Genomic DNA, 24,681 nt, shown 5'->3' on the forward strand with positions numbered 1-24,681 from the left:
AAGCATCGCAAGAAGCTATAACGCTTGCGATGGGAGGTGTGAAGATGCAGGTAACCCTGGAACAACTTGTAGAACGTATAAAGAGTTATACTAATAACCAAGCTGATTTGGACTTTGTCCAAAGAGCTTATCGATACGCCGATGATGCCCATACGGGGCAGTTTCGTAAATCCGGGGAGCCATACATCTTTCATCCCATGGCTGTGGCATATATTTTAGCCGACCTCGAGCTAGACGTTCCTACTATTGCCGCTGGCTTACTTCATGATGTAGTAGAAGATACACCTATCACCTTAGAACAATTAGAAGCAGACTTCGGAGCAGAAGTGGCTTTGCTCGTTGACGGCGTTACCAAATTAAGTCGTCTAGAATTTCGCTCTAAGCAGGAACAGCAAGTAGAAAGCCTACGTAAAATGTTCCTGGCCATGGCCAAAGACATTAGAGTAATCTTAATCAAGCTGGCCGACCGACTACACAACATGAGAACGCTTCGACACCAAAGACCAGAAAAACAGCGCGAGATTGCCATCGAAACAATAGAGCTCTTTGCTCCTCTGGCCAATCGCCTTGGTATCTCTCGAATGAAGTGGGAACTGGAAGACTTATCACTTCGCTATCTAGAACCGGAAACATACTACGACCTTGTTCAGCGCATTGCTGTAAAAAGACAAGAGCGTGAGAAACGGATTAACGAAATAATCGACATCTTGCGAGAAAAGTTAGAAGCAGTAGGTATTAAAGCTGATATTTCCGGCCGTCCCAAACACTTTTACTCTATCTACAAAAAAATGGTCAACCAGAAAAAAGATCTGTCAGAAATCTACGACCTTATTGCTGTGCGCGTCATCGTAGATAATCTGAAAGACTGCTATGGAGCATTAGGAATCATCCATACCATCTGGAAGCCAATCCCCCTGCGCTTCAAAGACTACATTGCCACACCGAAAACGAACATGTATCAGTCCCTTCATACAACATTACTAGGACCAGTAGGCGAACCTTTTGAAGTACAGATTCGAACCTGGGACATGCACAGAACAGCCGATTACGGCATTGCCGCCCACTGGAAGTACAAAGAAAAAAGCAAAAACCAAGGTAAGAACTTTGAAGAAAAATTAGCTTGGCTTCGACAGCTTTTGGAGTGGCAATCTGATCAAGGCGATGCCCATAATTTTATGGAATCTCTCAAAATCGAATTTTTCTCTGATGCCGTCTTTGTCTTTACCCCAAAAGGCGATGTCGTTGAACTGCCAGCCGGCTCAACACCCCTAGACTTTGCCTATCGCATTCACTCCAATGTAGGTCACCGCTGTATGGGCTGTAAAGTAAACGGACGTATTGTCCCTTTAGACTACAGACTATCGACTGGTGAAATCGTTGATATCTTAACCAAAACAACAGCAGGGCCATCTAGAGACTGGCTTAATATAGTCAAAACAGCAACAGCACGCAACCGCATTCGTCAATGGTTCAAAAAAGAAAAAAGAGAAGAATTTATAGAAAAAGGCAAAGAAGCATTAGAAAGAGAGCTCAAAAAATCTAACATCGATACGGCAGATGCGCTGAAAGCAGAACGACTCAACGATATTAGCAAACGATTTAACCTCCAAAATGGTGAAGACCTTTGCTTTGCTATCGGTGACGGCGCCCTTACAGTCAATCAAGTCATACTTCGCATCAAAGAAGAACTGAAAAAAGAGAAAAAATATGAAGAAGAAGCAGGACCACCACCAGAAATAAAGCCGTTCTCAGGCTTTGGCAAACCTTCTCAAGGGGTGCGCATGCGTGGAGTCGACAACGTACTCATTCGTTTTTCTCGCTGTTGTAACCCTCTACCTGGCGATGACATAGTAGGTTACATCACCAAGGGACGAGGTGTTTCTATTCATCGCGTAGACTGTGTTAACTTAGCTAACATGCCACCAGAAGACAAAGAGCGGATGGTAGAAGTAACTTGGGATAAACAATCGCCAGCCACTTATCAAGTGGAGATTGAAGTTTCTGCTTTTGATAGAGAGCGTCTCACCACAGACGTTATGGTCGCTGTAGCTGACTCCAAAACAACAATCAACTCAATCTACTCCAGAGCAACGAAAAACAAAATGGCTCTCATCAATATGGTTGTAGAAATTCGTGACCTCGGACATCTCAACTTTATCTTTGAAAAAATAAGTAAAATCAAAGACGTCCTAGAAGTCAGACGAATTACCCCAAACGCTGATGGCAAACCAGAAAAAAAAGGACAGCTATCAAGCTAGAATGGCATTCAAAAAGACTTTTAGAAATAGGAGGAGAAAATATTGCTCATACGTAGCTTAGAAACAGGCATGCTCGGTGCTAACTGCTACCTCGTCATCTGTCCAGAAACTAGACAAGGTGCACTCATTGACCCAGGCGATGAAGCCGATAGAATCATGGACTTAGTAAATCAAGAGCAAGTCACCATCGTAGCCATCATCAATACACACGGCCATGGTGACCATATTGGAGCTAACGCAGGTGTACAAAAAGCTACCAATGCCCCAATTATCTGTCACATTGAAGAAGCCCCCATGCTCACTTCAGCAAACCAAAACCTTTCCAAATTCTTTACTCATCCTATCGTCAGCCCTGCCGCCGCAAGAGTAGTTCAAGATGGTGACGAGATAAAAATAGGTAACGTAACCTTAGAAGTTTTACACACACCAGGACACACCCTTGGAGGCATGTGCCTGAAAGGACCTGATGTAGTTTTTTCAGGTGATACCTTATTTGCAGGATCAGTTGGCCGAACAGACTTTCCTAATGGCTCTCACAGCACTCTAATCCAATCGATTCGAGAAAAGTTGCTTACCTTGCCTGATGAAACTATTGTCTATCCAGGTCACGGACCCAAATCAACGATCGAAAAAGAGCGCACTAGCAATCCTTTTCTTATAGGAGGATAAAAAATGGAAGTGCACTTGCGGGGGGTGCCGAGCCGTTACGGGATCACCTTGCAAGAGATCCTATGGCTGTTCTTCCCAGAAGGACAAATCAAAATAGAAGAACCTTCACAGCTAGAACCAACAGCTACATCTAAGCAAATGCAAAGCAAAGTGTCCTCGAAAAAGGAAGAAGAGCAAGCATATATTGAGATCAACTATCAAAAAACAGAATCTCAAATAACTGTTACCTGTCGTTTTTCAAGAGCAGACCGCGAAGGACTCGGTCAAGGGCAGGCATCTCTACCCAAAAAGCCACAAGAAGCCTTGCCGACTACAGACAACAGCAATAACAACCAAAGTGAAGAAAATATTATCCGTCGTCTGACTAAGTTAGCCCTTCTGAGAAGCCTAGAAGCCTATACAGGAAGACCGGCTAATCCTTGGGGCACACTAACAGGTGTACGGCCCACCAAAATCGTTCACCGCAGTCTTGACAATGGACAAAGCATCAAAGCCATCTATGACGAGCTCATGAGCGACTATGCAGTAAGCAAAGAAAAATCACAATTGCTCATTGAAGTAGCTTTGAGACAACGACCTTTCTTCTTACAGACAGAGGAAGACTATAATAAAGTTGGCGTCTACATTGGCATACCTTTTTGCCCTACTCGTTGTCTTTATTGTTCCTTTCCTAGCTATGACTTAAAGCGCTATGGCTCTTGGATTGTACCTGTCATGACAGCACTTCAACAAGAGATCGAAGCACTAGGCCAGATCATGAAAAGAACAGGCCAAGAAGTGCAGTCCATCTACATTGGCGGCGGCACACCAACAACCTTATCGGCCACACAACTAGCGTCGCTACTCCAGGTGGTAGAAGAAAACCTTATCTCTCCAGCCACAGTAGAGTTCACCGTAGAAGGCGGGAGACCAGATACCCTAGACCGAGAGAAAATGAAGATTATGCGCCACTACAACGTAAACCGCTTAAGCATCAACCCACAGACCATGAACAACGACACCCTTCAACGCATTGGGCGATGCCACTGCGCCGCTGACGTCGTCAACATGGTCGAATTAGCCCGAGATATAGGTATCCCTAGCATTAACATGGATATTATTCTAGGACTCCCTGGAGAAACTGTAGCTTCCGTAGAGAGAACCATGAACCGCATCAGTTGGCTCAAGCCAGAAAACTTAACCATTCATACCATGGCAGTGAAAAGAGCTTCTCGATTGACAGCAGAGAAAGAGCAATGGAACTTACCGCCTGTAGAAGAAGTAACTTCAATGCTCACTGTGGCCCAAGAAAAAGCAACCACCAAAGGCCTAAAGCCTTACTACCTCTACAGACAAAAAAGAATTCTTGCCAACTTAGAAAACATCGGCTATGCTATCTCCGGCAAGGAATGTATATATAACATTCAAGTCATGGAAGAAAGACAAACCATCTGGGGTCTCGGAGTTGGCTCGGCCACCAAAATCATAAAAGCACCAACAGGCCTTGTCCTTGATAACTGGCACAACCCCAAAGATCCCCAGAACTACGTGGAGCGTATAGAAGAAATTATCGAACGCAAGATTAAAAAAGCGGAGGGAAAGTAGCAATGCTCACCAGCGCTCCAAGAGGAACGAAAGACATCCTCCCATCGCAGACACGTCACTGGCATCTAATAGAACAAGTCATCGCTCAACTATGTCAAGAATATGGCTACGAAGAGATTCGCACACCTATCTTTGAACATAGCGAAGTCTTTCATCGTGGTGTAGGAGACAGCACTGACATCGTTCAAAAAGAAACCTACGACTTTACCGATCGAGGCGGCCGTGAACTAACCCTGCGACCAGAAGGAACAGCCCCTACAGTACGAGCCTTACTTGAACATAAGCTATATGCCGGTCCTCAACCAGTTAAAGTCTACTACCAAGGACCGATGTTTCGATTTGGCCGTCCTCAAAAGGGACGGCTACGGCAGTTTCACCAATTCGGCATTGAAGTCTTCGGAGCTACAACAGCCCAAGTAGATGCTGAAGTTATCGCTATGGCCATGGACTTCTACAGAAGACTAGGCTTAAAAGACATTGAACTACTCCTTAACTCCATCGGTTGTCCTCAATGTCGCCCTGGCCACAGAGAAGCACTCCAGCAATTCCTCGAACCACAAAAAGAAGAAATGTGCCAGGACTGCAAAAGTCGCTTCGACAAAAATCCCATGCGTATCTTAGACTGTAAAGAAGAAAAATGTCAGAAACTCTCCCATGATGCACCTACCACCGTAGGTTACCTCTGTGATGACTGTAACAACCACTTTACAGAAGTAAAAGAGCTCCTAGACGCCGCCGGCGTAGAATTTACCCTTGACGAACGGCTAGTACGCGGCTTAGACTATTACACCCGAACAGCTTTCGAAATCATCTCCAAAGACATTGGCGCTCAATCCTCCATCGGTGGCGGTGGACGATACGACCACCTCGTGGAAAAGCTAGGAGGGCCACCTGTACCTGGCATGGGTTTTGGCCTCGGTCTCGAAAGACTTCTGCTTACCATGGAAGAACAAGGCCTCCTAGAAACAGAAAAAGCAGAAAAAAGACACATCTTCATCGCCTCAATCGGCGAAGGCACTAAAACAGTAGCCTTCGGCCTTATGCAAACCCTACGTCGCCAAGGTCTTTTCGTAGAAATGGACTACCAAGACCGCTCCCTCAAAGCGCAACTCAAAACAGCCTCTAACCGTTTTCAAGCGCCCTACGTACTTATTGTAGGCGAAGGAGAATTGGAAAAAGGTGAAGTAACCCTGCGCGCAATGAATAAGGGCACGCAAGAGAACATTCCTCTCTACGAAGCTCCTGAACGGCTCTATGCACTTATTCAGGAGGACAGAGATAGGGAAAAAGGCTAGAAACAACTCTAGAACTAACTCTAGAAATAGAAGGAAGGACTTAAGAATCCATGAAGACGCTAAACCTTAACCGAACTCATAACTGCGGCGAAATTCGCAAAAGCCATGAAGGCCAGCAAATCACTCTTATGGGCTGGGTACAGCGCAGAAGAGACCATGGTGGCCTGATTTTTATTGACCTCCGTGACCGTTCCGGTCTCGCACAAGTTGTCTTCAGCCCTGAAGTAGGACAAGAAGCATTCAACCTTGCTGAAAGCGTCCGCAACGAATACGTACTGGCACTGACAGGCGAAGTAAAAGCACGTCCAGAAGGTACAATTAACGAAAACCTACCTACCGGTGAAATAGAAGTATATGCTAGACAACTAGAGATCCTCAATAGCGCCAAAACACCACCCTTTTACATTGAAGACAATGTGGACGTAGACGAACTAGTTCGCCTCAAATACCGTTACCTAGACCTAAGACGCCCAGAAATGCAAAAGAACATCATGGTGCGCCATAAGACAACAAAAGCTATGCGTGACTTCCTTGACCAAGCAGGCTTCTTAGAAATCGAAACACCCATGCTCACTCGTTCAACACCCGAAGGTGCTCGTGATTACCTCGTACCAAGTCGCGTCCATCCTGGCGAATTTTTTGCCTTACCGCAATCACCACAGCTATACAAGCAAATTCTCATGGTAGCTGGCATGGAGCGTTACTTCCAGATCGTTCGTTGCTTCCGTGATGAAGACTTAAGAGCCGACCGACAACCAGAATTTACCCAGCTCGATATTGAAATGTCTTTCATGGACATGGATCAAATACTTACACTAATGGAAAAAATGGTAGCTTCTATCTTCCTCGAAGCTACAGGCCGTGAGATAACAACACCTTTCCGTAGAATTCCTTACAGCGAAGCAATGGAGCGCTACGGTTCAGACAAGCCAGATCTACGCTTTGGACTGGAACTGATCAATGTCACAGAAAAAGTAAAAGACGTAGAATTCAAAGTCTTTGCCGCTGTAGTAAAAGGTGGCGGTCAAGTAAAAGGCATTAATGCCAAAGGTTGCGCCCATTTCTCCCGTAAAGAAATTGACGAACTAACCAAAACAGCGGCCATTTATGGTGCAAAAGGTCTTGCCTACATTCAGATGACCGAAGAAGGCCCCAAATCACCGATTTCCAAATTCTTCACAGAAGAACAATGGACAGCTCTGCTCTCGGAAATGAAAGCAGAAAAAGGCGATCTCCTGCTTTTCGTAGCCGACAAGCCTTCCGTCGTTGCCGCCGCTCTAGGCAACTTACGCTTAGAACTAGCAGAGCGCCTCAATCTAATTGATAGTGAAGAACTACAATTTGCTTGGGTCGTCGACTTCCCCCTTCTAGAATACGACGAAGAGGAAAATCGTTACATCGCCATTCACCATCCCTTTACAGCACCGAAAGACGAAGACAAAGATCTTTTAGATGCAGATCCCTCCAAAGTGCGCGCCAAAGCTTATGACCTAGTACTTAATGGCGTAGAGATCGGCGGCGGTTCTCTCCGTATCTACCAGAGAGATATTCAAGAAAAAATGTTTGCCCTACTTGGCCTTACAGAAGAAGAAAGCAAAGAAAAATTCGGCTTCTTGCTAGAAGCATTTGAATACGGCACACCACCACACGGCGGAATTGCTTTCGGCCTTGACCGCATGATCATGCTTATGACAGGACGCGAAACAATTCGTGACGTCATCGCCTTCCCCAAAACCCAATCAGCATCAGACATCATGGTCGACGGACCTTCTAGTGTTACTACCAAACAGCTAAAAGAACTGCATATCAAAATAGACATGCCTCCCAAAAAGGTAGGGAAAACAAACTAAACAATGAAGCAACATCTTTTTTCTAGAAGTGAACTCTTAATCGGACCGGAAGGACTAGCCACCTTAAATCAAGCCACCGTTGCCGTCTTTGGCCTTGGCGGTGTGGGCTCTTACACAGCTGAAGCCCTCGCTAGAAGTGGCGTAGGACACCTAGTTCTTATAGACCATGACGACATCTGCCTTACTAACATTAACCGTCAACTTCATGCACTACACTCTACTGTAGGACGACCCAAAATTGAAGTAATGGCAGAACGTTTACAAGACATTAACCCCAAGCTCAAACTTACCCTCTTTCGGCGCTTCTACGGCGTCGAAACAGGAGAAGAAATCATTACAGAAAAGCTCGACTATGTCGTTGACGCTATAGACACTGTAAAAGGCAAATTACAAATCATAGAACTAGCCAAAGCTCTTCACATACCTGTCATTTCAGCTCTCGGTGCAGGCAACAAGCTTGACCCAACACAACTGAAAGTGACGGATATTTACAAAACATCAATCGATCCACTAGCCAAAGTCATCAGAAAAGAACTGCGTCGACGAGGTATTAAAGACCTAAAAGTGGTATATTCTACAGAAAAACCACTAAAGCCACAAGGTGAAAATGCTTGCAAAAGCCAATGTGTATGTCCTAATCCAGAAGAGCCTTTTGGAGCTACTTGTCTTAGCAAGAGGCAAATTCCTGGTAGCATAGCTTTTGTACCTCCCGTTGCAGGACTTATGATGGCCTCTGTCGTTGTTAGAGACTTGTTGACAACTGGCAAAAAGACCAATATAATAAAAACAGATACCCCGTAAGGGTATTGGAACGGGGGGCCTGACATGGACTGCACACATTCCAAAGAAGCTTTAATCCGACGACTAAAAAAAGTTGAAGGTCAGGTTAAAGGCATTCAGAAAATGCTTAACGAAGATAAAGGATGCCTAGACCTGCTCGTTCAGGTCGCCGCGGCTAGAGCGGCTATTAATCGCGTCGGTACATTAATTATCATGAATCATACACGCAAATGTTTGTCAGAAGTTCCCCTAACAGAGGAACAAGAAAAAGCTGTAGAAGAATTAGTAGATGTGCTGGCCAAGTTTACTAAGTAGACTACTAGGTAGTAAGCAGATTATTTACAAGGAGATGGATTTAATGGCAAGTGAGAAAGTGGTAACCCTGACAGATGCAAACTTTAAGTCTGCTGTATTAGAAGCAGATAAGCCTGTACTAGTTGACTTCTGGGCGGCCTGGTGTGGGCCTTGCAAAATGATTGCACCTGTTATTGACGAATTGGCTAACGAATACGATGGTCAGGCAATCATTGGCAAATTGAACGTTGACGAGAACCGTCAGATAGCTTCAGAATATGGAATTATGTCCATACCTACTTTGCTAGTTATCAAAAACGGCCAGGTAGTAGACAAAGCCGTAGGCTTTAAGTCAAAAGCCGACTTAGCTAAACTAATGGACAGCCACATCTAAAAAAGCATAATAAATAACGAAAAAGCTGGTTTAACATCCAGCTTTTTTTATTTTCCTTCGCTTGACACTTGCCGTTACTTCAGAAGATAATTAAACTAGCCTAACTATGTAAAACACTAAGACTTTCATATAATCACTCAAAAGGTTCAGGGAGAAAGGTGTGCCCTTTACCATGACTACTTTAATAGAGTTTTTATCCCGACAACTAGATTATTTGCACTTTTTAAGTGGCCTCGCCTTTATTATTCTAGCTGTAACAGCCTACTTACTTACTAAGATACGCTATCGCAATTTGGAATGGTGCTGGCTACTTTTTTTTGGCATAACTTATGGCATCAATAACTGGTTAGACCTTTTTCTGCGCTCTACAGGATACATTAACTTAGATATACTTTTACATATAGAACTTTTTCTAGTACTCCTCTCTATCGCCTTTTTATATGAGTTTGCGCGCAGAGGAATCAAAAACAATGAAAACATAATAAAAAGAATAGCTCCCTGGATACATCTACTGATTTTAATGGTCTTCTTGATTGGCCTTACTAACGCTACGTCAATTTATCTAGAAGCTCTTCGCTTTCTCCTAGGACTAATGGCAGGCTTAGGAGCGGCTTGGACAATTTATAAAGTAACAGAGCAACCACTAGAACATAAAGAGCAAGAAAGAACGAATAAGTACCTGAAGCTAGCTACCTTCTTGCTTATATTGATGTCTTTAACTATCTCCTTTTCCTGCAACGAATCGAATCAGCACTACCATTGGCCAATTGAAGTTTTTCGCACAATTATAACAGTACTCTTTAGCCTTTCCATCTGGATTAGCCGTCACCTTTTCTTTACGGCTAACGCCGATGGAGGGAAAGAAGATCATAAAAAGTATTTCCTGCTTGCTGTTTTAACTGTCACTTTCGTCCTTACCATAGGCTGGCTTTGGACTGACATGACAGGTAGAGAAGAAGAAGAAAATCTCAAAATAGACTTGATGAACAGAGCTACAACTATCGCCGCAACAATAGACTACAACAAGTTCAATACACTAACAGCAACTACAGCAGATTACGAGAATGATGAATTCCTACAACTAGAAAAGAAGCTACAAAATATTATTTTTGTCAATGAAGACATTCGCTTTATCTACTTAATGAGACTCGTAGGCGACAGCTTAGTCTTTCTTGTCGATGCCGAACCAAGAGATTCAGAAGATTACTCTGCACCTGGCGATATATATGAAGAAGCTTCCTATGCCCAAAAAGCCATATTTGAAGATGGTCAACCATTTTTCGATGGACCTATAAATGATCAATTTGGAGAATGGTTTTACAGTACGGCGCCCATCCAAGACAACACAGGCCAAGTTATTGCCACTTTAGGCATCGACATGGACGTAGAGAACTGGCAGGAAAGTATCAAAAAACAGCGTCTCGGTACTATTCTCATCGTCCTCTTTTTGACATTATTGCTCATCTCCTACTTTGTTCTCATCTACATGACCAAAGAATCGGCCATGCGATTTGTCGCTTCCGAGAGACGTTTCATGACGATTTTCGAAAATGCACCAGAAGCAATCTATCTCATTGATCCGCAGACCCTGAAAATTCATGCCGCCAACAGTTATATGCAACAATGGTTAGGCTACGATTCAAAAGACTTGTCTAAGATGACCCTTTGCGACTTACTGAGAATAGAGCCCAAAGCTTTACTAGAAAAGAGACCTTTTTCAATAGAATCAGCTAACCATAAAGAACAAGAATACTACAAAAAAGATGGCACAAAAGTAGATGTAGAAATCACCTCTACCAACTTCCGATTTAACGACAGAAACACTATTCTCTTTTTTGTCCGTGATATTACAGAACGAAAACAAGAAGAGAAGAAAGCAACCTTACTGCGGCAAATCGATCGACAAGTCTTAGAAGGAGAATCTTTAGAAAAGATCCTACAGCACTTATGTCAGCAAATGATCAATTTATTTGGCTACCCCTACGTTAGCATTCAGATTGATAGCGCCATCCATTTTTTAGCTCCACAAGCATCAGCAGATAAAAGCAATCAACTAACACAGCAAGCTAACCTGCAGGGTACAGCATACATTACAGAAGAAGGACTACCAGTCTATCCCCATGAATTAGTCATACCCTTAAAAGTACAAGATAATAAAATTGGCTTAATGTACGTTCGTGGTTACCGCAAAGATTTTTTCAACAAAGCGAAATTACAACCCCTTGAAGATTTTACTCAACGTATCTCTCTAACTCTGATGGCGGCCATGCGCCAGCAACAACTACAGTTACAGGGAGAAACTTTAGCGGCGGCGGCTAACTCCATCATCATCACCAACGCTGAAGGCATCATTCAATGGATTAACCCAGCTGTAACAGCATTAACAGGATACGCAAAAGAAGAAGTGATAGGCCAACGGACGAACCTTCTCAAGTCAGGTCAGCATGAGCCATCTTTCTACAATGAAATGTGGAATACGATCCAAGAAGGGCAAGTCTGGCATGGGGAACTAATCAATCGTCGCAAAGACGGCAGTTTATATACAGAAGAAATGACAATCACACCAGTGCAAAATGAGGAAGGTCAGATTGTCCACTATATTGCCATCAAACAAGACGTAACAGAGCGGAAGCTACAAGAAGCCCAACTCGTAGAAGCCAAAAAAGCGGCCGAGGAAGGCAGTAGAGCAAAAAGTGAATTCCTAGCCAATATGAGCCACGAGATTCGCACTCCTCTTCATGGCATCATAGGTATGGCAGAAATCCTGTTAGAAAGAAGCAAAACAGCAGAAGAAAAAGAGCTGATTGAAATCATCACCGACTCCGGTCATAATCTGCTCGAAATAGTTAATGCCATACTCGACTTCTCCAAAATTGAAGCAGGCAAAATGGATATAGAAGAAGTTGACTTAGAATTTTTTCCGATTGTAAAAGGAACAGTAGAGCTTTTACTACCGAAAGCTAGTCTCAAGAATCTTGACTTACAAAGTAAGATCGCCTCAGACATTCCACAGCGTCTAAAGGGAGATCCAGGAAGACTACGACAAGTCATCTTAAACCTACTCAGCAATGCAATTAAGTTTACAGAAACAGGCTCTGTAAGCTTAGAAGTCACCATCTTATCGATAGATAAAAAACAAATAGAATTACAATTTAAAGTAACTGATACAGGTATAGGTATCGAAGAAGACGTAAGACATAAGCTCTTCCAACCCTTTACCCAAGCTGATGGCTCAACGACTAGAAAATATGGTGGAACAGGACTAGGGCTTTCGATCAGTAAGAACCTTGTTGAGCTCATGGGTGGAGAAATCGGTGTAGAAAAGAATATAGAAAAAGGATCTATCTTCTGGTTTAACCTTCCTTTACGATACGCCGAGGAAGCCTTTTCTGAAAAAGAGCAGGAAAAGCAAGAGCAAGAGCAGAACGAAGCAAGACAAGAGAGCGTCAAGTCTCTCGGCTTTGACCAAATTGCCCTTACTGACTCCCAAGCAATAAATTCAGTAGAGTCAACTCCTTCAACAGCAAAACAAACTCTTGAAGCAGAGAAAAAGCTTATCTTGCTAGTAGAAGATAACCCCGTCAATCAGCGACTTGCTATAATGCAACTAAAAAAGCTAGGCTACGAAGCTAAAGCTGTCGACAATGGTCAAGAAGCTATCGACGCAGTACAGAAAGAGAACTACAACCTCATCTTAATGGATTGTCAAATGCCAGTCATGGATGGTTTCGAAGCAACCAAAATCATTAGAAAACTTGAAGACGAAAAGATAAACAAAATACCTATTGTAGCAATGACAGCCCATGCGCTCGAAGGATACAGAGAGCAATGTATCTCAGCAGGAATGGATGACTACATTACCAAGCCAGTCGTGCTCAGCAAACTAAAAGAAATCATACAAGGCTTAATAAACTAACCCACGCGACGGGGGAAAGTCCCATGGATATCAGCACCAAGCTAAGAATCTTATCATCAGCGGCCAAATACGATGTATCATGCTCTTCTTCAGGTGGTAAACGTCAAGCCCGTAAAGGCATGATTGGTGATACCTCTGCTAGCGGCATCTGTCACAGTTGGACCGACGATGGTCGCTGTGTATCGCTCTTAAAAATCCTCTTATCCAATATATGTGCCTATGACTGCGCCTTTTGCGTCAACAGAAGCTCTAACGACGTCCCGCGAGCGGCCTTTACAGCTGAAGAAGTAGCCGAACTGACCATCAACTTTTATCGTCGCAACTACATTGAAGGACTCTTCCTTAGCTCCGCTGTGGACCAAAACCCAGACCACACTATGGAACAACTAGTCAAAGCAGTTAGTCTCCTGCGCACAGCCTATCGCTTTAACGGTTACATTCACCTCAAAGCTATTCCAGGCGCTGATCCTCTATTGATTCAACAAGCCGGGGAGCTCGTAGACAGAATGAGCGTCAACATCGAGCTCCCTTCCTTCGAAAGCTTGCGCCTGCTAGCACCACAGAAAAAAAGAGATAGTATCCTTAAGCCCATGGGGCAAATCAGCACAACCATCTTAACAAGGCAAGAAGAGAAAAGAAAATTTAAGCGCCTGCCCTCTTTTGTACCAGCTGGACAAAGCACCCAACTGATCGTAGGTGCTAGCGCCGAAACAGACCTGCACATCTTTAAGTTAGCAGAAGGACTCTACAACAATTATCGACTCAAAAGAGTCTACTACTCTGCCTACGTACCGATCAGCACAGATCCTAAGCTACCAGCACTACCACAGCCGCCCTTATTGCGCGAACATCGACTCTACCAAGCTGACTGGCTTCTGCGCTATTATGGCTTTCAAGCTGACGAAATAGTAGATAAGCAGAACCCTAACTTAGATTTAGAGCTCGACCCCAAAAGCGCCTGGGCCTTACGTAACATTCACTACTTTCCCATCGAAATCAATTATGCCGACTACTACTGGCTCTTGCGTGTACCTGGCATTGGCGTCAAATCAGCACGACGCATACTTTACTCTCGTCGAGTTCGCTCCATTCAGTTCGAAGATCTCACCCGTATCGGCGTTGTGCTCAAACGAGCTCGCTACTTCATAACCTGCAACGGTCAATATTACGGACAGATCAACATGGATAGAGACCAAGATAGAGAGCTCATACGGCATAACCTGCTAGAAAAAAAGCAAGAGAAGACTCCTAAAGATAGTAACTGGCAACAATTACAGCTTTTCTAGAAAAAATGCCTCTTTTTAGCTTAAGCAGGGACTGATTCCCTGAAGCTGAAAAGAGGCATTTTTTTGTGATCTAAACCTTTGACTTTCGGCAAAAGTCGTGATAAACTACGACCAAGAAAACCTACTTGTTTGGTAGGGATTAAACCACTAGTGACCTTAAAATACAGAATATGTAATGAAAGCCTCAATAAGGAGGTGCTTCCCGGTGAAGTTATCAACGAAAGGCCAATACGGCGTAAGGGCCATGTTTGAACTAGCTCTACAACATGGAAGAGGTCCCGTATCGTTGAAGCTAGTAGCAGAACGACAAGACATCTCGGAACACTACTTGGAACAAATCATTGCACTACTACGCAAAGCCGGTCTAGTCAACAGCATTCGAGGAGCCCAGGGAGGCTATGTACTAGCTAGAGAACCGGGAGAGATTAGCGTCGGTGATATCATCCGTGTCCTAGAAGGACCGGTAGCACCTGTAGAATGCGTAAACGATGATACATCTGATCGCTGTATGCGTGCCGAACAATGTGTATCCAAAATGGTTTGGGCCAAAGTAAAAAACTCTATCGAACAAGTTATTGACTCCATTACCTTGGCCGATATGTGTGAAGAAGCAGAAAAAGCCCGCTTTGAGCAAGGCTCTTTCATGTATCATATCTAAAAAAAAGATCCTGTCAAAAAGATCGTCAGCAGAGGAGAGAATTCCCATGCAACCAGTATATATGGACCATGGTGCAACCACACCAGTACATCCTGAAGTTGTTAAAGCAATGGTAGAAACCATGGAAAAAAGCTTCGGTAACCCCTCGAGTGTCCATGCCTTCGGTCGAGAAGCAAGAAAACTGCTCGATGAAGCAAGAGCTAGCGTTGCATCCTTGATGGGAGCTAGCCCTGAACAAATCATCTTTACCAGCGGTGGTACAGAAGCTGATAACATGGCTATCTTTGGCGCGGCCCGAGGTATGCGATTAAAGGGCAAAGGCAACCATATCATCACCTCAGCAGTAGAACACCACGCTGTCCTAGATGCCTGTAAAGCCTTAGAAAAAGAAGGCTTCGAAGTAACGATTCTACCAGTTGACGAAGACGGACAGGTTCATGTTGAAGAGTTAGAAAAAGCACTTCGTGATGACACTGTCTTAGTTACCATCATGCATGCTAACAACGAAGTGGGCACTATTCAACCAATCCAAGAACTAGCTCGTCTAGCCAAAGCACGAGGAGCTGTTTTTCATACTGATGCAGTTCAATCATTTGGTAAAATTCCTGTAGACGTGAACGAACTTGGCGTGGACTTACTCTCTGCCTCTGCTCATAAGATCTACGGTCCCAAAGGTGTAGGCTGTCTCTACATTGCCAAAGGTGTTAAACTTACACCCCTGAGCTATGGCGGAAGTCAGGAACGTCGTCGCCGCCCTGGCACAGAAAACTTACCAGGCATCGTTGGTTTTGGGAAAGCCGCATTAATCTCTCAAGCAGAAATGCAAGCAGAAGCAGAACGACTAACGCGCTATCGTGACCGTCTTATCGATGGTTTGATGGAACTACCTCATGTCAAACTGAACGGTCACCGTACCAACCGCCTACCACAAAACGTAAACTTATCTTTCCACTTCATTGAAGGAGAATCGCTCCTGCTCATGCTAGACATGAAAGGCATTGCCGCATCATCAGGATCAGCCTGTACCTCAGGATCACTAGATCCCTCCCATGTTTTGCTGGCTATGGGCTTAAGTCATGAAATCGCGCACGGCTCCCTTCGTTTAACCTTAGGAAGAGGCAACAGCGAGGAAGACGTTGATTATATATTAAATACAATTCCAGAGATCGTAGAGCGCTTGCGGGCCCTCTCACCTCTCTACGAAGGCAAGGAGGCTGTAACATCATGTACACAGAGAAGGTAATGGAGCATTTTGCTAACCCCCGCAATGTCGGCGAAATCGAAGAAGCTAGCGGCGTTGGTGAAGTAGGTAACGCCAGCTGTGGCGACATCATGCGCATTTCCATCCAAGTAGAAGACAACATTATCAAAGACATTAAATTCAAAACTTTTGGCTGTGGTGCCGCTATCGCCACCAGCTCTGTCTGTACCGAATTAGTCAAAGGAAAAAGCATCGACGAAGCCCTCGAACTGACCAACCAAGCCGTAGCTGATGCACTAGGAGGATTACCTCCAGCGAAAATGCACTGCAGTAACTTAGCGGCAGAAGCACTTCATGAAGCTATAGCAGACTATAAAGCCAAACAAGGGAAAGAATAATAGAAGCACCAATATGGACCTGGAAGGGGAATAGACCTTTCCAGGTCCCTGTGTAAATAAATGCCAAAGATAATTAAGTAAGAAAAAGTGAGGGGAGAGACCCCCATGGAAAAGAAAAAAGAAACAATTGTTGTTGCTATGAGCGGTGGTGTAGATTCTTCAGTCACCGCCGCTCTTTTATTAGAACAAGGCTACCACTGTATTGGAGTTACCCTACAGATCTGGCCCGTCGACGCGCCAGAAGGAGCTGACGGTGGCTGTTGCTCTCTATCAGCAGTAGAAGACGCACGACGTGTCTGTGATGCCTTAGGCATAGCTCACTACGTCATGAACTTCCGTGATTACTTTGAAGAAGAAGTAATCCACTACTTCGGAGAAGAATACTTAGCTGGCAGAACGCCTAACCCTTGTATTCGCTGTAATCGAGTTATCAAATTCGAAGGACTACTGCAAAAAGCGCTGGCTATCGGAGCAGACAAAATCGCCACAGGCCATTACGCCCAAATAAACCATGATCCTGCCACAGGCCGCTATCGCCTAGGTAAGGGCAAAGACAATAACAAAGACCAATCTTACGCCCTTTACAACATGACGCAGGAGCAATTAGCCAGAACGCTCTTCCCTGTAGGATCTTATAGGAAGCCAGAAATACGAGAAAAAGCTAAAGCCCTAGGTCTAGGTGTTGCTTCCAAACCAGACAGCCAAGAGATCTGCTTTATTCCAGACAACAACTACAGAAACTTTCTACAAGAACGATATCCCGATGAGAAATTTCCTCCTGGACCTTTTCTTAATACAGAAGGAAAAGTCATAGGACAACATGGCGGCCTACCTCTTTACACAGTAGGACAGCGCAAAGGACTAGGCCTAGCATTAGGCTATCCTGCCTACGTTGTTGCCTTAGACATAGAGAAAAACAGCGTAATAATTGGGGAAGATAAAGACGTCTTTAGCTCTAAGCTACTAGCTCATGATCTGAACTGGATCGACATCGAAAGCTTAGAAGAGCCCATTGAAGTAGAAGCCAAGATTCGCTACGCCGCTCCACCAGCGAAAGCCTTACTCATTCCACACCAGCAAGACGAAGTGATCCTTCAATTTGAGCAACCACAACGAGCCATCACACCAGGACAAGCTGTTGTTTTTTATCAGGGAGACTGGGTCATCGGCGGTGGTACTATCGCACAAAACCTAAGTCTAGATTTGAAAATAGTCTAGACCAGAAATTTTCAGAAAAGACGGTGAAAGAGAAGCAACAAGTATAGAGAAGCCTCCAACAGGTCAACACTAGATCATGGATATAAAAACATAGAAATCCACCACGCGAGAAAAGAAGAGAGATCCAAGAAAAAGAATTAAAAAACAGGGAACAAAGGAACAAGGATGCTAAAAGGTAGAGATCTTTTACAAAGACCGCTCCTAGAAAGTCCAACAGGAAAAGTTCTAGGACACATTACCGACCTAGTCATAGAAACAGAAAAAGCAAAAATCACAGGCCTTGCCATTGAGACAGAAGACCACAAAAGAAAAAAACTACTCTGGAACAAAATTCATATTGAAGACGATTTAATTTACTTAACAGCAAAGTTAGATGAAGCAGAGGAAAAAGAAGTAGATGAAGTACAAGAAGCACATGAAGAACAAGAAAGACCAGAAGTCCAAGAAGAGAGTAAAAGCTTAAATCTTTCTCAACTAAGAGGTCACAATGTGACAACAGAAAGCGGAAAAGAGCTAGGGGAAGTAGGCGACATCATTTTTGATAAAGATCATGGCAAGATCGTAGCACTAGAAGTATCAGATGGTCTTTTTCAAGATCTGCTTACGGGACGCCTTCAACTTCCTTGGCCTGATATTATTCATTGCACAACAGAAGATATAACTGTATCGAACGACTGGAAAGACGCGTGGTAATAAAGAAAAGTAAAAGTACAGAGAAATTCAAGAAATTATCAAGACAATTATTACATGATCTAATGTAAAGTCCTGTATGAAGGAGGCTGGCTTCCCATGTCCTGCCCTGTCTGTGGAGGAAAACAAGTGGGCAAAGTTGGTGTTACACAGTTCTACTGCTGGAACTGTTACGTTGAGTTTAACGATCGACAAGAAATCTTTGAAGTAGCAGAAGATGGAACGCTCATGGCTTTCGAAGATGACTTCTTTGACCCTATCCCAGAAACCGAGCTGTCGCCCCAGGCGGGTGTCTAAAGCCCGGCATCAAGTGGCCTGAAAGCCCGAGATGCACCGGGCTTTCTCTATATTAGGAGGTGTCAAGACACTGACTTGGATGAACAGTCGCGGTCGTCTCTTACTGGTCATCCTGATCATAAGCACCTTACTCATCTTGGCTTACTTTATAAGAGCCGTCTTAATCCCTTTTTTCATAGCTTTTGTCATAGCCTACTTGCTTCACCCTGCCGTCTACTGGTTAGAACACAAAGGCCTCTCCCGAAGCTTAAGCATACTAGGCATTTTCTCACTCTTCTTTGGCATCCTTGCCGCTCTCATAGCTTTTGCCATGCCCAAGATCATTGAAGAAATGCTCCACTTTAGCGAACAAGTACCTAGCTACATTCAAGAAGTAGACATATTACTAGCCCGTATCCAAGAAAACATGATGAGGGCCGGCTTTCCACCAGGACTACAACAAGTCTGGGGTGAAACGCTTACAGAAATAGAAGAAAGCCTGCTCCGAACAGTACGCAACATCTTAGATGGCATCTTTGACCTACTAGCTCACTCTTTAGAAATCATACTCATCCCCGTTATGTCCTTCTACTTTCTACGTGACTGGGACAACATTGGACAGACCCTCCATCGAATCACACCACGTAAAATAAGAGGCGACGTGCAATACCTTGCCTCTGAAACAGACCGAGTCCTCAAAGCCGTCATCAGAGGTCATCTCTTAATAGCCCTCATCGTAGGCACTTTAACAGCCATCGGCATGTGGGCCATCGGTATGAAATACAGCCTGATGATCGGCGTCATCGCCGGCGTAGCAGACCTCATTCCCTACTTTGGACCTATCATCGGCACTATCCCCGTAGTCATCCTCGGACTTCTCCACTCACCTCAAACAGCCCTCTGGGCCGTCCTGATCATGTTCATCATCCAACAAATTGAATCAAACCTCATCTCTCCCAAAATCCTCGGAGACTCCGTAGGACTACACCCCTTGATTATCATCTTCGCCCTCCTAGCCGGCGGCCATCTCTTCGGCCTCATCGGCCTACTGCTAGCCATCCCCCTAGCCGCCGTTCTCAAAGTCATAGGGCGATATATACTGCTGAAAGTTTTAGTATAATAAACCGCAGAGACACAGAGACGCAAAAGACGCAGAGAAGACAATCTATAAGGTTTTCTCAATTATATAATTAGTCCTCTGTGCGCTTTGTGTCTCTGCGATTAACCACTGCCCTTATCCTCGCTAGTCCCTTCTTGACAGGCAGAAGGACGAAAGAGTATAGTACAATTTGGATAAATATTGTCCAAATTGAACAAAAATTTGTCCATAATAAACTAACATAGAAGACCACAGTAGGTCAGCACATACAAACAAGGGGGCATTACCTTGCATAGAGGCAACGAGATACGGCAAAAGTTCCTCGATTATTTTGCCAGCAAAGGACACACAATCGTAGAAAGTTCTTCCCTAGTCCCGCACAACGACCCAACTTTGCTTTTCACTAACGCCGGTATGAACCAGTTCAAAGACCTCTTTTTAGGCTACGAGAAAAGAGATTACGTACGAGCAGTAACAGCTCAAAAGTGTGTTCGAGCAGGTGGAAAACATAACGATCTTGATACAGTAGGTAGAACAGCGCGACATCACACTTTTTTTGAAATGCTCGGTAACTTCTCCTTTGGCGACTACTTCAAAACAGAAGCTATTCAATATGGTTGGGAATTCCTCACTGAAGTAGTAAACCTACCAAAAGACAAACTTTATGCTACCATCTACCTTGACGATGACGAAGCTTTCGGCATCTGGAAAAACACAATTGGCTTGCCCGAAGAGCGCATTCTTCGCTTAGGGGAAAAAGATAACTTCTGGGCTATGGGAGACACAGGACCATGCGGACCTTGCTCGGAGATCCTAATTGATCGAGGCGAACACCTACGCTGTGACGCTGAAACTTGTGCCATCGGACATTGCGATTGTGACCGTTGGCTAGAGATATGGAACCTCGTTTTCATGCAATACAACCGTGATGAGAGCGGCACAATGACGGCACTGCCTAAACCTTCTATAGACACAGGTATGGGTTTAGAGCGCCTTACCTCAGTCATTCAAGACGTAAGCACTAACTATGATACAGACTTAATGAAGCCCCTGATCCAAGCTGTCGAGACCATTAGTGGCAAAAGCTATCAACCAGGCGAAGCAGGCTTTCCTTTTCGCGTCGTAGCCGACCACATTCGCTCCTGCACCTTCCTCATCACTGATGGAGTTCTACCAGGCAACGAAGGAAGAGGCTACGTTTTACGCCGTATATTGCGTAGAGCCGTTCGCTTCGGTAAAGTACTGGGCATCGAAAAACCATTCATGTACAAAATCGTCGCTAACGTAGTAGAACAGATGGGACAAGCCTACCCAGAAATCAAAGAAAAACAAGAATTCGTAGAAAAAGTAATTCGCATCGAAGAAGAAAGATTCCACGAAACCTTACATGACGGCATGCGCATTGCCTCAGAAATGGTCAACAAAATCAAAGCTCAAGGGGGTCAAAGCTTACCAGGCCAACAAGCCTTTATTCTCTATGACACTTATGGCTTTCCCCTAGACTTAGCAGAAGACATTGCTGAAGAAAACGGACTAGCCATTGACAAAGAAGGCTTTGAAAAAGCTATGGAAGAACAGCGCGAAAGAGCTCGCTCAGCTCGCCAAGATGAAAGCTATGGCGCTGGCATGGAGCTCTGGAGTGCCCTTTCCCAACGCTACACTAGCACAACCTTCCTAGGCTATGAAAGCACCTCCCTAAAAAGCCGCATCCTAGCCCTCGTAGTAGCAGGAGCAGAAAAAGGTGAAGCTACAGCAGGCGAAAAAGTTCAAATTATCTTAGAAGAAACACCTTTTTACGCCGAAGCAGGAGGACAAAAAGGTGACAGCGGTACGCTCAACACAGAAAGAGCAACAATACGCATTGATGATACGAAAAAAATGGCTGGCCGCCTAATTGTCCACATTGGTGAAGTGACGAGCGGAACAGTTCAAGTAGGGAACTTAGTTCAAGCAACAGTAGAAGGACAGCGCCGTCAAAACATAGCAAGCCACCACAGCGCCACACATCTACTGCACAAAGCCCTCAAAGAGCGTCTAGGCGACCATGTTAACCAGGCTGGATCAGCTGTAGAAGAAGATCGACTACGTTTTGACTTTTCCCACTTCACACCGCTGACCAAAGAAGAGTGGAAAGACATTGAAGCCAAAGTGAACGCAGAAATCTTCCGAGCTCTCACTATTGAAGCATTAGAAACATCTATGGATGAAGCCAAAGCCATGGGCGCTATAGCTCTCTTCGGAGAAAAATATGGCGACCAAGTTCGCGTCGTCAAAATGGGTGACTACTCTATAGAACTTTGTGGCGGCACACACTTACAAAATACTAGCCAGATTGGCCTCTTCAAAATCTTAAGTGAAGGCGGCATCGGTGCAGGAATCAGACGTATTGAAGCCATAACAGGGCAGACAGCTTTACAATACCTTAATGAACAAGAAGAAAAAGTAAAGAAAATAGCAGAAAAACTTAAAGTACCAGCCACAGAAGTACTCAACCGACTCGAAGTCGTGCAGAGCACCATCAAAGAAAAAGAACGAGAAATCGAGCAACTACAAGCTCGCCTGGCTCGTTACCAAATCGACGAATTATTGCATCAGCAAGAGAACATCGGCGGCGTCAACGTCCTAGCCGTACAAGTGCAAGCACCTGACATGGAAGGCTTACGACAAATGGCCGACTTATTGAAAGAAAAAATGACTTCCGGCGTGCTGATGCTTGCCGCTGTCACAGACGATAAAGTAAGCCTCGTAGCTGTCGTTACCAAAGACCTACTGAACAGAGGACTTCATGCAGGACAACTGATCAAAGAAACAGCAAAAATCGTCGGTGGCGGCGGTGGTGGCAGACCAGACATGGCCCAAGCGGGTGGTAAAGACCCTGCCGGAGTTCCTCAAGCCTTAGCAGAGGCAAAAAAATGGGTGAAAAATCGACTAGAAGCATAAACATTATCTTGAACGTATTTTCCTCTTTCCTTTAGAGGAAAAATAAAGGTTAATGGCGAATATGTTCCCACAAGTTCATTGATACGATTATGTTTCATTCGATGGGGGGTTGGAGCTTTATGTCTCATGATTCCTTTGAACAAACCATGATGTTTCAGGCCAAAGAAGAAGAAGAGATGGCAACTAGCGAGATTCTTCAAGCGGTCTATCAAGCCCTGAAAGAAAAAGGATACAACCCCATTAACCAAATGGTGGGCTATCTTTTGTCAGGTGATCCGGCCTACATTACTAGTCACAACAATGCCCGTAACCTTATTCGCAAACTAGAACGAGACGATCTCTTAGAAGAACTAGTTCGACATTATCTAGAGTCCAATAAAAAATAACAGTACGAAAGATTAAGCAATGCTATCGCAAAGAGAATTAGGTCACACAGGAATATACGTATCCAGACTATGTTTTGGTAGCCTGACTTTAGGACCACTGCAAGCTAATTTGCCCCTTCAAGAAGGGGCAGATCTGCTTCGGAGGGCTTTTGAGTCAGGTGTTAATTTTATTGACACAGCTCAGCTATACCAGACTTATCCTTACATCAGACAAGCCTTAGCTGGTTACGACCAACCAGTTGTCATAGCTACCAAATCCTACGCCTACAATCGAGAAGATATGGCCAAAGCAGTAGAAGAAGCACGAAGAGAGCTTGATCGTGACGTTATAGATATTTTTTTGCTTCACGAACAGGAAAGCGAACATACCATTTCAGGACACCAAGAAGCTCTAGAATATCTTCTCGAAGCCAAAAGCAGAGGTATCATAAGAGCTACAGGACTTTCTACGCACACTATAAGAGCCGTAAGAGCCGCTACAAATCATCCTGACCTAGAGGTCATTCATCCCATAATCAACCGCTCTGGCATCGGCATCGTCGATGGCACAGCAGAAGAGATGGTACAAGCCCTAGCCCAAGCCTACGAAGCAGGAAAAGGCATTTACGGCATGAAAGCTCTCGGTGGCGGCCACCTTTTTGGACAAGCTAGAATAGCTTTAGAGTGGGTTTTACAAAACCAGCATCTTCATGCCATTGCTGTAGGAATGCAAAGCGAAGAAGAACTAGCCCTCAACATAGAACTCTTTCAAGGACAGAAAGGCAACGAAGCAACCTGGCAAGCAGTACAGCAAAAAAAACGACGACTACTCATAGAAGAATGGTGCAGTGGTTGTGGCAACTGTCTCGCTCAATGTCCCCAAGGAGTATTACAGATTGAAGCAGAGAAAGCGACAGTCAATCAGGAGCAATGCATCCTCTGTGGATACTGTAGCAGTGCCTGTCCTGACTTTTGTATCAAGGTGGTATAGATTATGCGCATCCTCGGCTTAGACGTAGGTGACAAAAGAATCGGCATTGCCATCTCTGATCCCATGGGCTGGACAGCTCAAGGCATAGAAACCTTAAAGCGACAATCTAAGGAAAAAGATCTAGCACGCCTTGTAGAATTAATCCATACCTATGAAGTGGATACCATTGTTTGTGGTTTGCCACGTAACATGAATGGCACTTACGGTCCTAAAGCAGAAGAAACACGTCGCTTTGGCGATAAACTACAAGAACACTTCCAAATCCCCCTGATATACTGGGATGAACGCCTTACTACAGTGTCAGCTCAGAAAACACTCCTACAAGGTGACGTTTCACGAGCTAAGCGCAAAGAAGTAGTTGACAAAATAGCCGCCGTTTTTATCTTGCAAAACTACCTTGACGCTAGAGCAAAAAGTTAACTATGTTTATAACCAAAAAAGAGAGGACATACTAACTTTGAGCATTCATTGACAAAGTAGAAAAGACTGGTATACAATGATATCAGCTTGGTATCGAAT

21 protein-coding genes are annotated in these 24,681 nt (G+C 44.4%); all 21 read left to right on the forward strand.

Features of this window, described 5'->3' with window-relative positions:
* Positions 1–44: 44 nt before the first annotated feature.
* The 21 genes from F9B85_RS12905 to ruvX all read left to right on the forward strand — a co-directional run bounded on the left by F9B85_RS12905 (position 45) and on the right by ruvX (position 24,582).
* On the forward strand, positions 45–2,258 hold the full coding sequence (locus tag F9B85_RS12905) for a RelA/SpoT family protein (protein ID WP_279237790.1): 2,214 nt from the start codon (positions 45–47) through the stop codon (positions 2,256–2,258).
* A gap of 42 nt (positions 2,259–2,300) precedes the next feature.
* Complete coding sequence (locus F9B85_RS12910; RefSeq protein ID WP_151621618.1) at positions 2,301–2,927, forward strand: MBL fold metallo-hydrolase; 627 nt, start codon at positions 2,301–2,303, stop codon at positions 2,925–2,927.
* 3 nt (positions 2,928–2,930) lie between these two features.
* Positions 2,931–4,511: a coproporphyrinogen dehydrogenase HemZ gene (gene hemZ / locus F9B85_RS12915; protein WP_151621620.1), complete on the forward strand. Its 1,581-nt coding sequence runs from the start codon at positions 2,931–2,933 to the stop codon at positions 4,509–4,511.
* A 2-nt stretch (positions 4,512–4,513) separates the two neighbouring features.
* A complete protein-coding gene (hisS, locus tag F9B85_RS12920; RefSeq protein WP_151621622.1) occupies positions 4,514–5,806 on the forward strand; it encodes a histidine--tRNA ligase in 1,293 nt (430 codons plus the stop codon).
* 50 nt (positions 5,807–5,856) lie between these two features.
* Positions 5,857–7,656, forward strand: coding sequence for an aspartate--tRNA ligase (gene aspS, locus F9B85_RS12925; protein WP_151621624.1), 1,800 nt, complete (start codon positions 5,857–5,859; stop codon positions 7,654–7,656).
* 3 nt (positions 7,657–7,659) lie between these two features.
* The gene (locus tag F9B85_RS12930) at positions 7,660–8,457 is read left to right on the forward strand and encodes a tRNA threonylcarbamoyladenosine dehydratase (protein ID WP_151621625.1); all 798 of its coding nucleotides are present in this window, start codon (positions 7,660–7,662) and stop codon (positions 8,455–8,457) included.
* Positions 8,458–8,481: 24 nt separating this feature from the next.
* Complete coding sequence (locus F9B85_RS12935; protein WP_151621627.1) at positions 8,482–8,751, forward strand: metal-sensitive transcriptional regulator; 270 nt, start codon at positions 8,482–8,484, stop codon at positions 8,749–8,751.
* A 43-nt stretch (positions 8,752–8,794) separates the two neighbouring features.
* The gene (gene trxA / locus F9B85_RS12940; RefSeq protein WP_151621629.1) at positions 8,795–9,124 is read left to right on the forward strand and encodes a thioredoxin; all 330 of its coding nucleotides are present in this window, start codon (positions 8,795–8,797) and stop codon (positions 9,122–9,124) included.
* Positions 9,125–9,296: 172 nt separating this feature from the next.
* Positions 9,297–13,040 carry a PAS domain S-box protein gene (locus F9B85_RS12945; protein ID WP_151621630.1) on the forward strand — a complete coding sequence of 1,248 codons (3,744 nt, stop codon included), beginning with the start codon at positions 9,297–9,299 and terminating at the stop codon, positions 13,038–13,040.
* Positions 13,041–13,063: 23 nt separating this feature from the next.
* A complete protein-coding gene (locus F9B85_RS12950) occupies positions 13,064–14,326 on the forward strand; it encodes a putative DNA modification/repair radical SAM protein (RefSeq protein ID WP_151621632.1) in 1,263 nt (420 codons plus the stop codon).
* Between the two features lie 205 nt (positions 14,327–14,531).
* Positions 14,532–14,984 carry an RrF2 family transcriptional regulator gene (locus F9B85_RS12955; protein WP_151621634.1) on the forward strand — a complete coding sequence of 151 codons (453 nt, stop codon included), beginning with the start codon at positions 14,532–14,534 and terminating at the stop codon, positions 14,982–14,984.
* 46 nt (positions 14,985–15,030) lie between these two features.
* Positions 15,031–16,227, forward strand: a complete 1,197-nt coding sequence (gene nifS / locus F9B85_RS12960; protein WP_151621636.1) for a cysteine desulfurase NifS — start codon at positions 15,031–15,033, stop codon at positions 16,225–16,227.
* Positions 16,209–16,583 (forward strand): Fe-S cluster assembly scaffold protein NifU, encoded by a 375-nt coding sequence (gene nifU, locus F9B85_RS12965; RefSeq protein ID WP_151621638.1) that lies wholly within the window; start codon positions 16,209–16,211, stop codon positions 16,581–16,583. Before nifS ends, nifU begins: the two co-directional genes overlap by 19 nt.
* A 105-nt stretch (positions 16,584–16,688) precedes the next feature.
* The gene (gene mnmA / locus F9B85_RS12970) at positions 16,689–17,801 is read left to right on the forward strand and encodes a tRNA 2-thiouridine(34) synthase MnmA (protein ID WP_151621640.1); all 1,113 of its coding nucleotides are present in this window, start codon (positions 16,689–16,691) and stop codon (positions 17,799–17,801) included.
* Between the two features lie 165 nt (positions 17,802–17,966).
* Positions 17,967–18,494: a PRC-barrel domain-containing protein gene (locus F9B85_RS12975; protein WP_151621643.1), complete on the forward strand. Its 528-nt coding sequence runs from the start codon at positions 17,967–17,969 to the stop codon at positions 18,492–18,494.
* Positions 18,495–18,590: 96 nt separating this feature from the next.
* Positions 18,591–18,788: a hypothetical protein gene (locus tag F9B85_RS12980; protein WP_151621645.1), complete on the forward strand. Its 198-nt coding sequence runs from the start codon at positions 18,591–18,593 to the stop codon at positions 18,786–18,788.
* Positions 18,789–18,867: 79 nt separating this feature from the next.
* On the forward strand, positions 18,868–19,887 hold the full coding sequence (locus F9B85_RS12985; RefSeq protein WP_170270532.1) for an AI-2E family transporter: 1,020 nt from the start codon (positions 18,868–18,870) through the stop codon (positions 19,885–19,887).
* Positions 19,888–20,154: 267 nt separating this feature from the next.
* Positions 20,155–22,806: an alanine--tRNA ligase gene (gene alaS / locus F9B85_RS12990; protein ID WP_151621649.1), complete on the forward strand. Its 2,652-nt coding sequence runs from the start codon at positions 20,155–20,157 to the stop codon at positions 22,804–22,806.
* Between the two features lie 119 nt (positions 22,807–22,925).
* Positions 22,926–23,192: an IreB family regulatory phosphoprotein gene (locus F9B85_RS12995; RefSeq protein WP_151621651.1), complete on the forward strand. Its 267-nt coding sequence runs from the start codon at positions 22,926–22,928 to the stop codon at positions 23,190–23,192.
* 19 nt (positions 23,193–23,211) lie between these two features.
* The gene (locus tag F9B85_RS13000) at positions 23,212–24,162 is read left to right on the forward strand and encodes an aldo/keto reductase (protein WP_151621653.1); all 951 of its coding nucleotides are present in this window, start codon (positions 23,212–23,214) and stop codon (positions 24,160–24,162) included.
* Positions 24,163–24,165: 3 nt separating this feature from the next.
* Entirely contained in the window at positions 24,166–24,582 is a 417-nt protein-coding gene (gene ruvX, locus F9B85_RS13005) for a Holliday junction resolvase RuvX (protein ID WP_151621655.1), read from the forward strand.
* The last annotated feature ends 99 nt before the right edge of the window (positions 24,583–24,681 follow it).

The organism is Heliorestis acidaminivorans, from assembly GCF_008933955.1.
GTDB classification, from domain to species: domain Bacteria; phylum Bacillota; class Desulfitobacteriia; order Heliobacteriales; family Heliobacteriaceae; genus Heliorestis; species Heliorestis acidaminivorans.

Bases quoted from the DNA above. Each gene is read 5' to 3' on its own strand.
- F9B85_RS12905 (WP_279237790.1), top strand. From the start codon at position 45: ATGCAGGTAACCCTGGAACAACTTGTAGAACGTATAAAGAGTTATACT.
- hemZ (WP_151621620.1), top strand. From the start codon at position 2,931: ATGGAAGTGCACTTGCGGGGGGTGCCGAGCCGTTACGGGATCACCTTG.
- hisS (WP_151621622.1), top strand. From the start codon at position 4,514: ATGCTCACCAGCGCTCCAAGAGGAACGAAAGACATCCTCCCATCGCAG.
- aspS (WP_151621624.1), top strand. From the start codon at position 5,857: ATGAAGACGCTAAACCTTAACCGAACTCATAACTGCGGCGAAATTCGC.
- F9B85_RS12930 (WP_151621625.1), top strand. From the start codon at position 7,660: ATGAAGCAACATCTTTTTTCTAGAAGTGAACTCTTAATCGGACCGGAA.
- F9B85_RS12935 (WP_151621627.1), top strand. From the start codon at position 8,482: ATGGACTGCACACATTCCAAAGAAGCTTTAATCCGACGACTAAAAAAA.
- trxA (WP_151621629.1), top strand. From the start codon at position 8,795: ATGGCAAGTGAGAAAGTGGTAACCCTGACAGATGCAAACTTTAAGTCT.
- F9B85_RS12945 (WP_151621630.1), top strand. From the start codon at position 9,297: ATGACTACTTTAATAGAGTTTTTATCCCGACAACTAGATTATTTGCAC.
- F9B85_RS12950 (WP_151621632.1), top strand. From the start codon at position 13,064: ATGGATATCAGCACCAAGCTAAGAATCTTATCATCAGCGGCCAAATAC.
- nifS (WP_151621636.1), top strand. From the start codon at position 15,031: ATGCAACCAGTATATATGGACCATGGTGCAACCACACCAGTACATCCT.
- nifU (WP_151621638.1), top strand. From the start codon at position 16,209: ATGTACACAGAGAAGGTAATGGAGCATTTTGCTAACCCCCGCAATGTC.
- mnmA (WP_151621640.1), top strand. From the start codon at position 16,689: ATGGAAAAGAAAAAAGAAACAATTGTTGTTGCTATGAGCGGTGGTGTA.
- F9B85_RS12975 (WP_151621643.1), top strand. From the start codon at position 17,967: ATGCTAAAAGGTAGAGATCTTTTACAAAGACCGCTCCTAGAAAGTCCA.
- F9B85_RS12980 (WP_151621645.1), top strand. From the start codon at position 18,591: ATGTCCTGCCCTGTCTGTGGAGGAAAACAAGTGGGCAAAGTTGGTGTT.
- F9B85_RS12985 (WP_170270532.1), top strand. From the start codon at position 18,868: ATGAACAGTCGCGGTCGTCTCTTACTGGTCATCCTGATCATAAGCACC.
- F9B85_RS12995 (WP_151621651.1), top strand. From the start codon at position 22,926: ATGTCTCATGATTCCTTTGAACAAACCATGATGTTTCAGGCCAAAGAA.
- F9B85_RS13000 (WP_151621653.1), top strand. From the start codon at position 23,212: ATGCTATCGCAAAGAGAATTAGGTCACACAGGAATATACGTATCCAGA.
- ruvX (WP_151621655.1), top strand. From the start codon at position 24,166: ATGCGCATCCTCGGCTTAGACGTAGGTGACAAAAGAATCGGCATTGCC.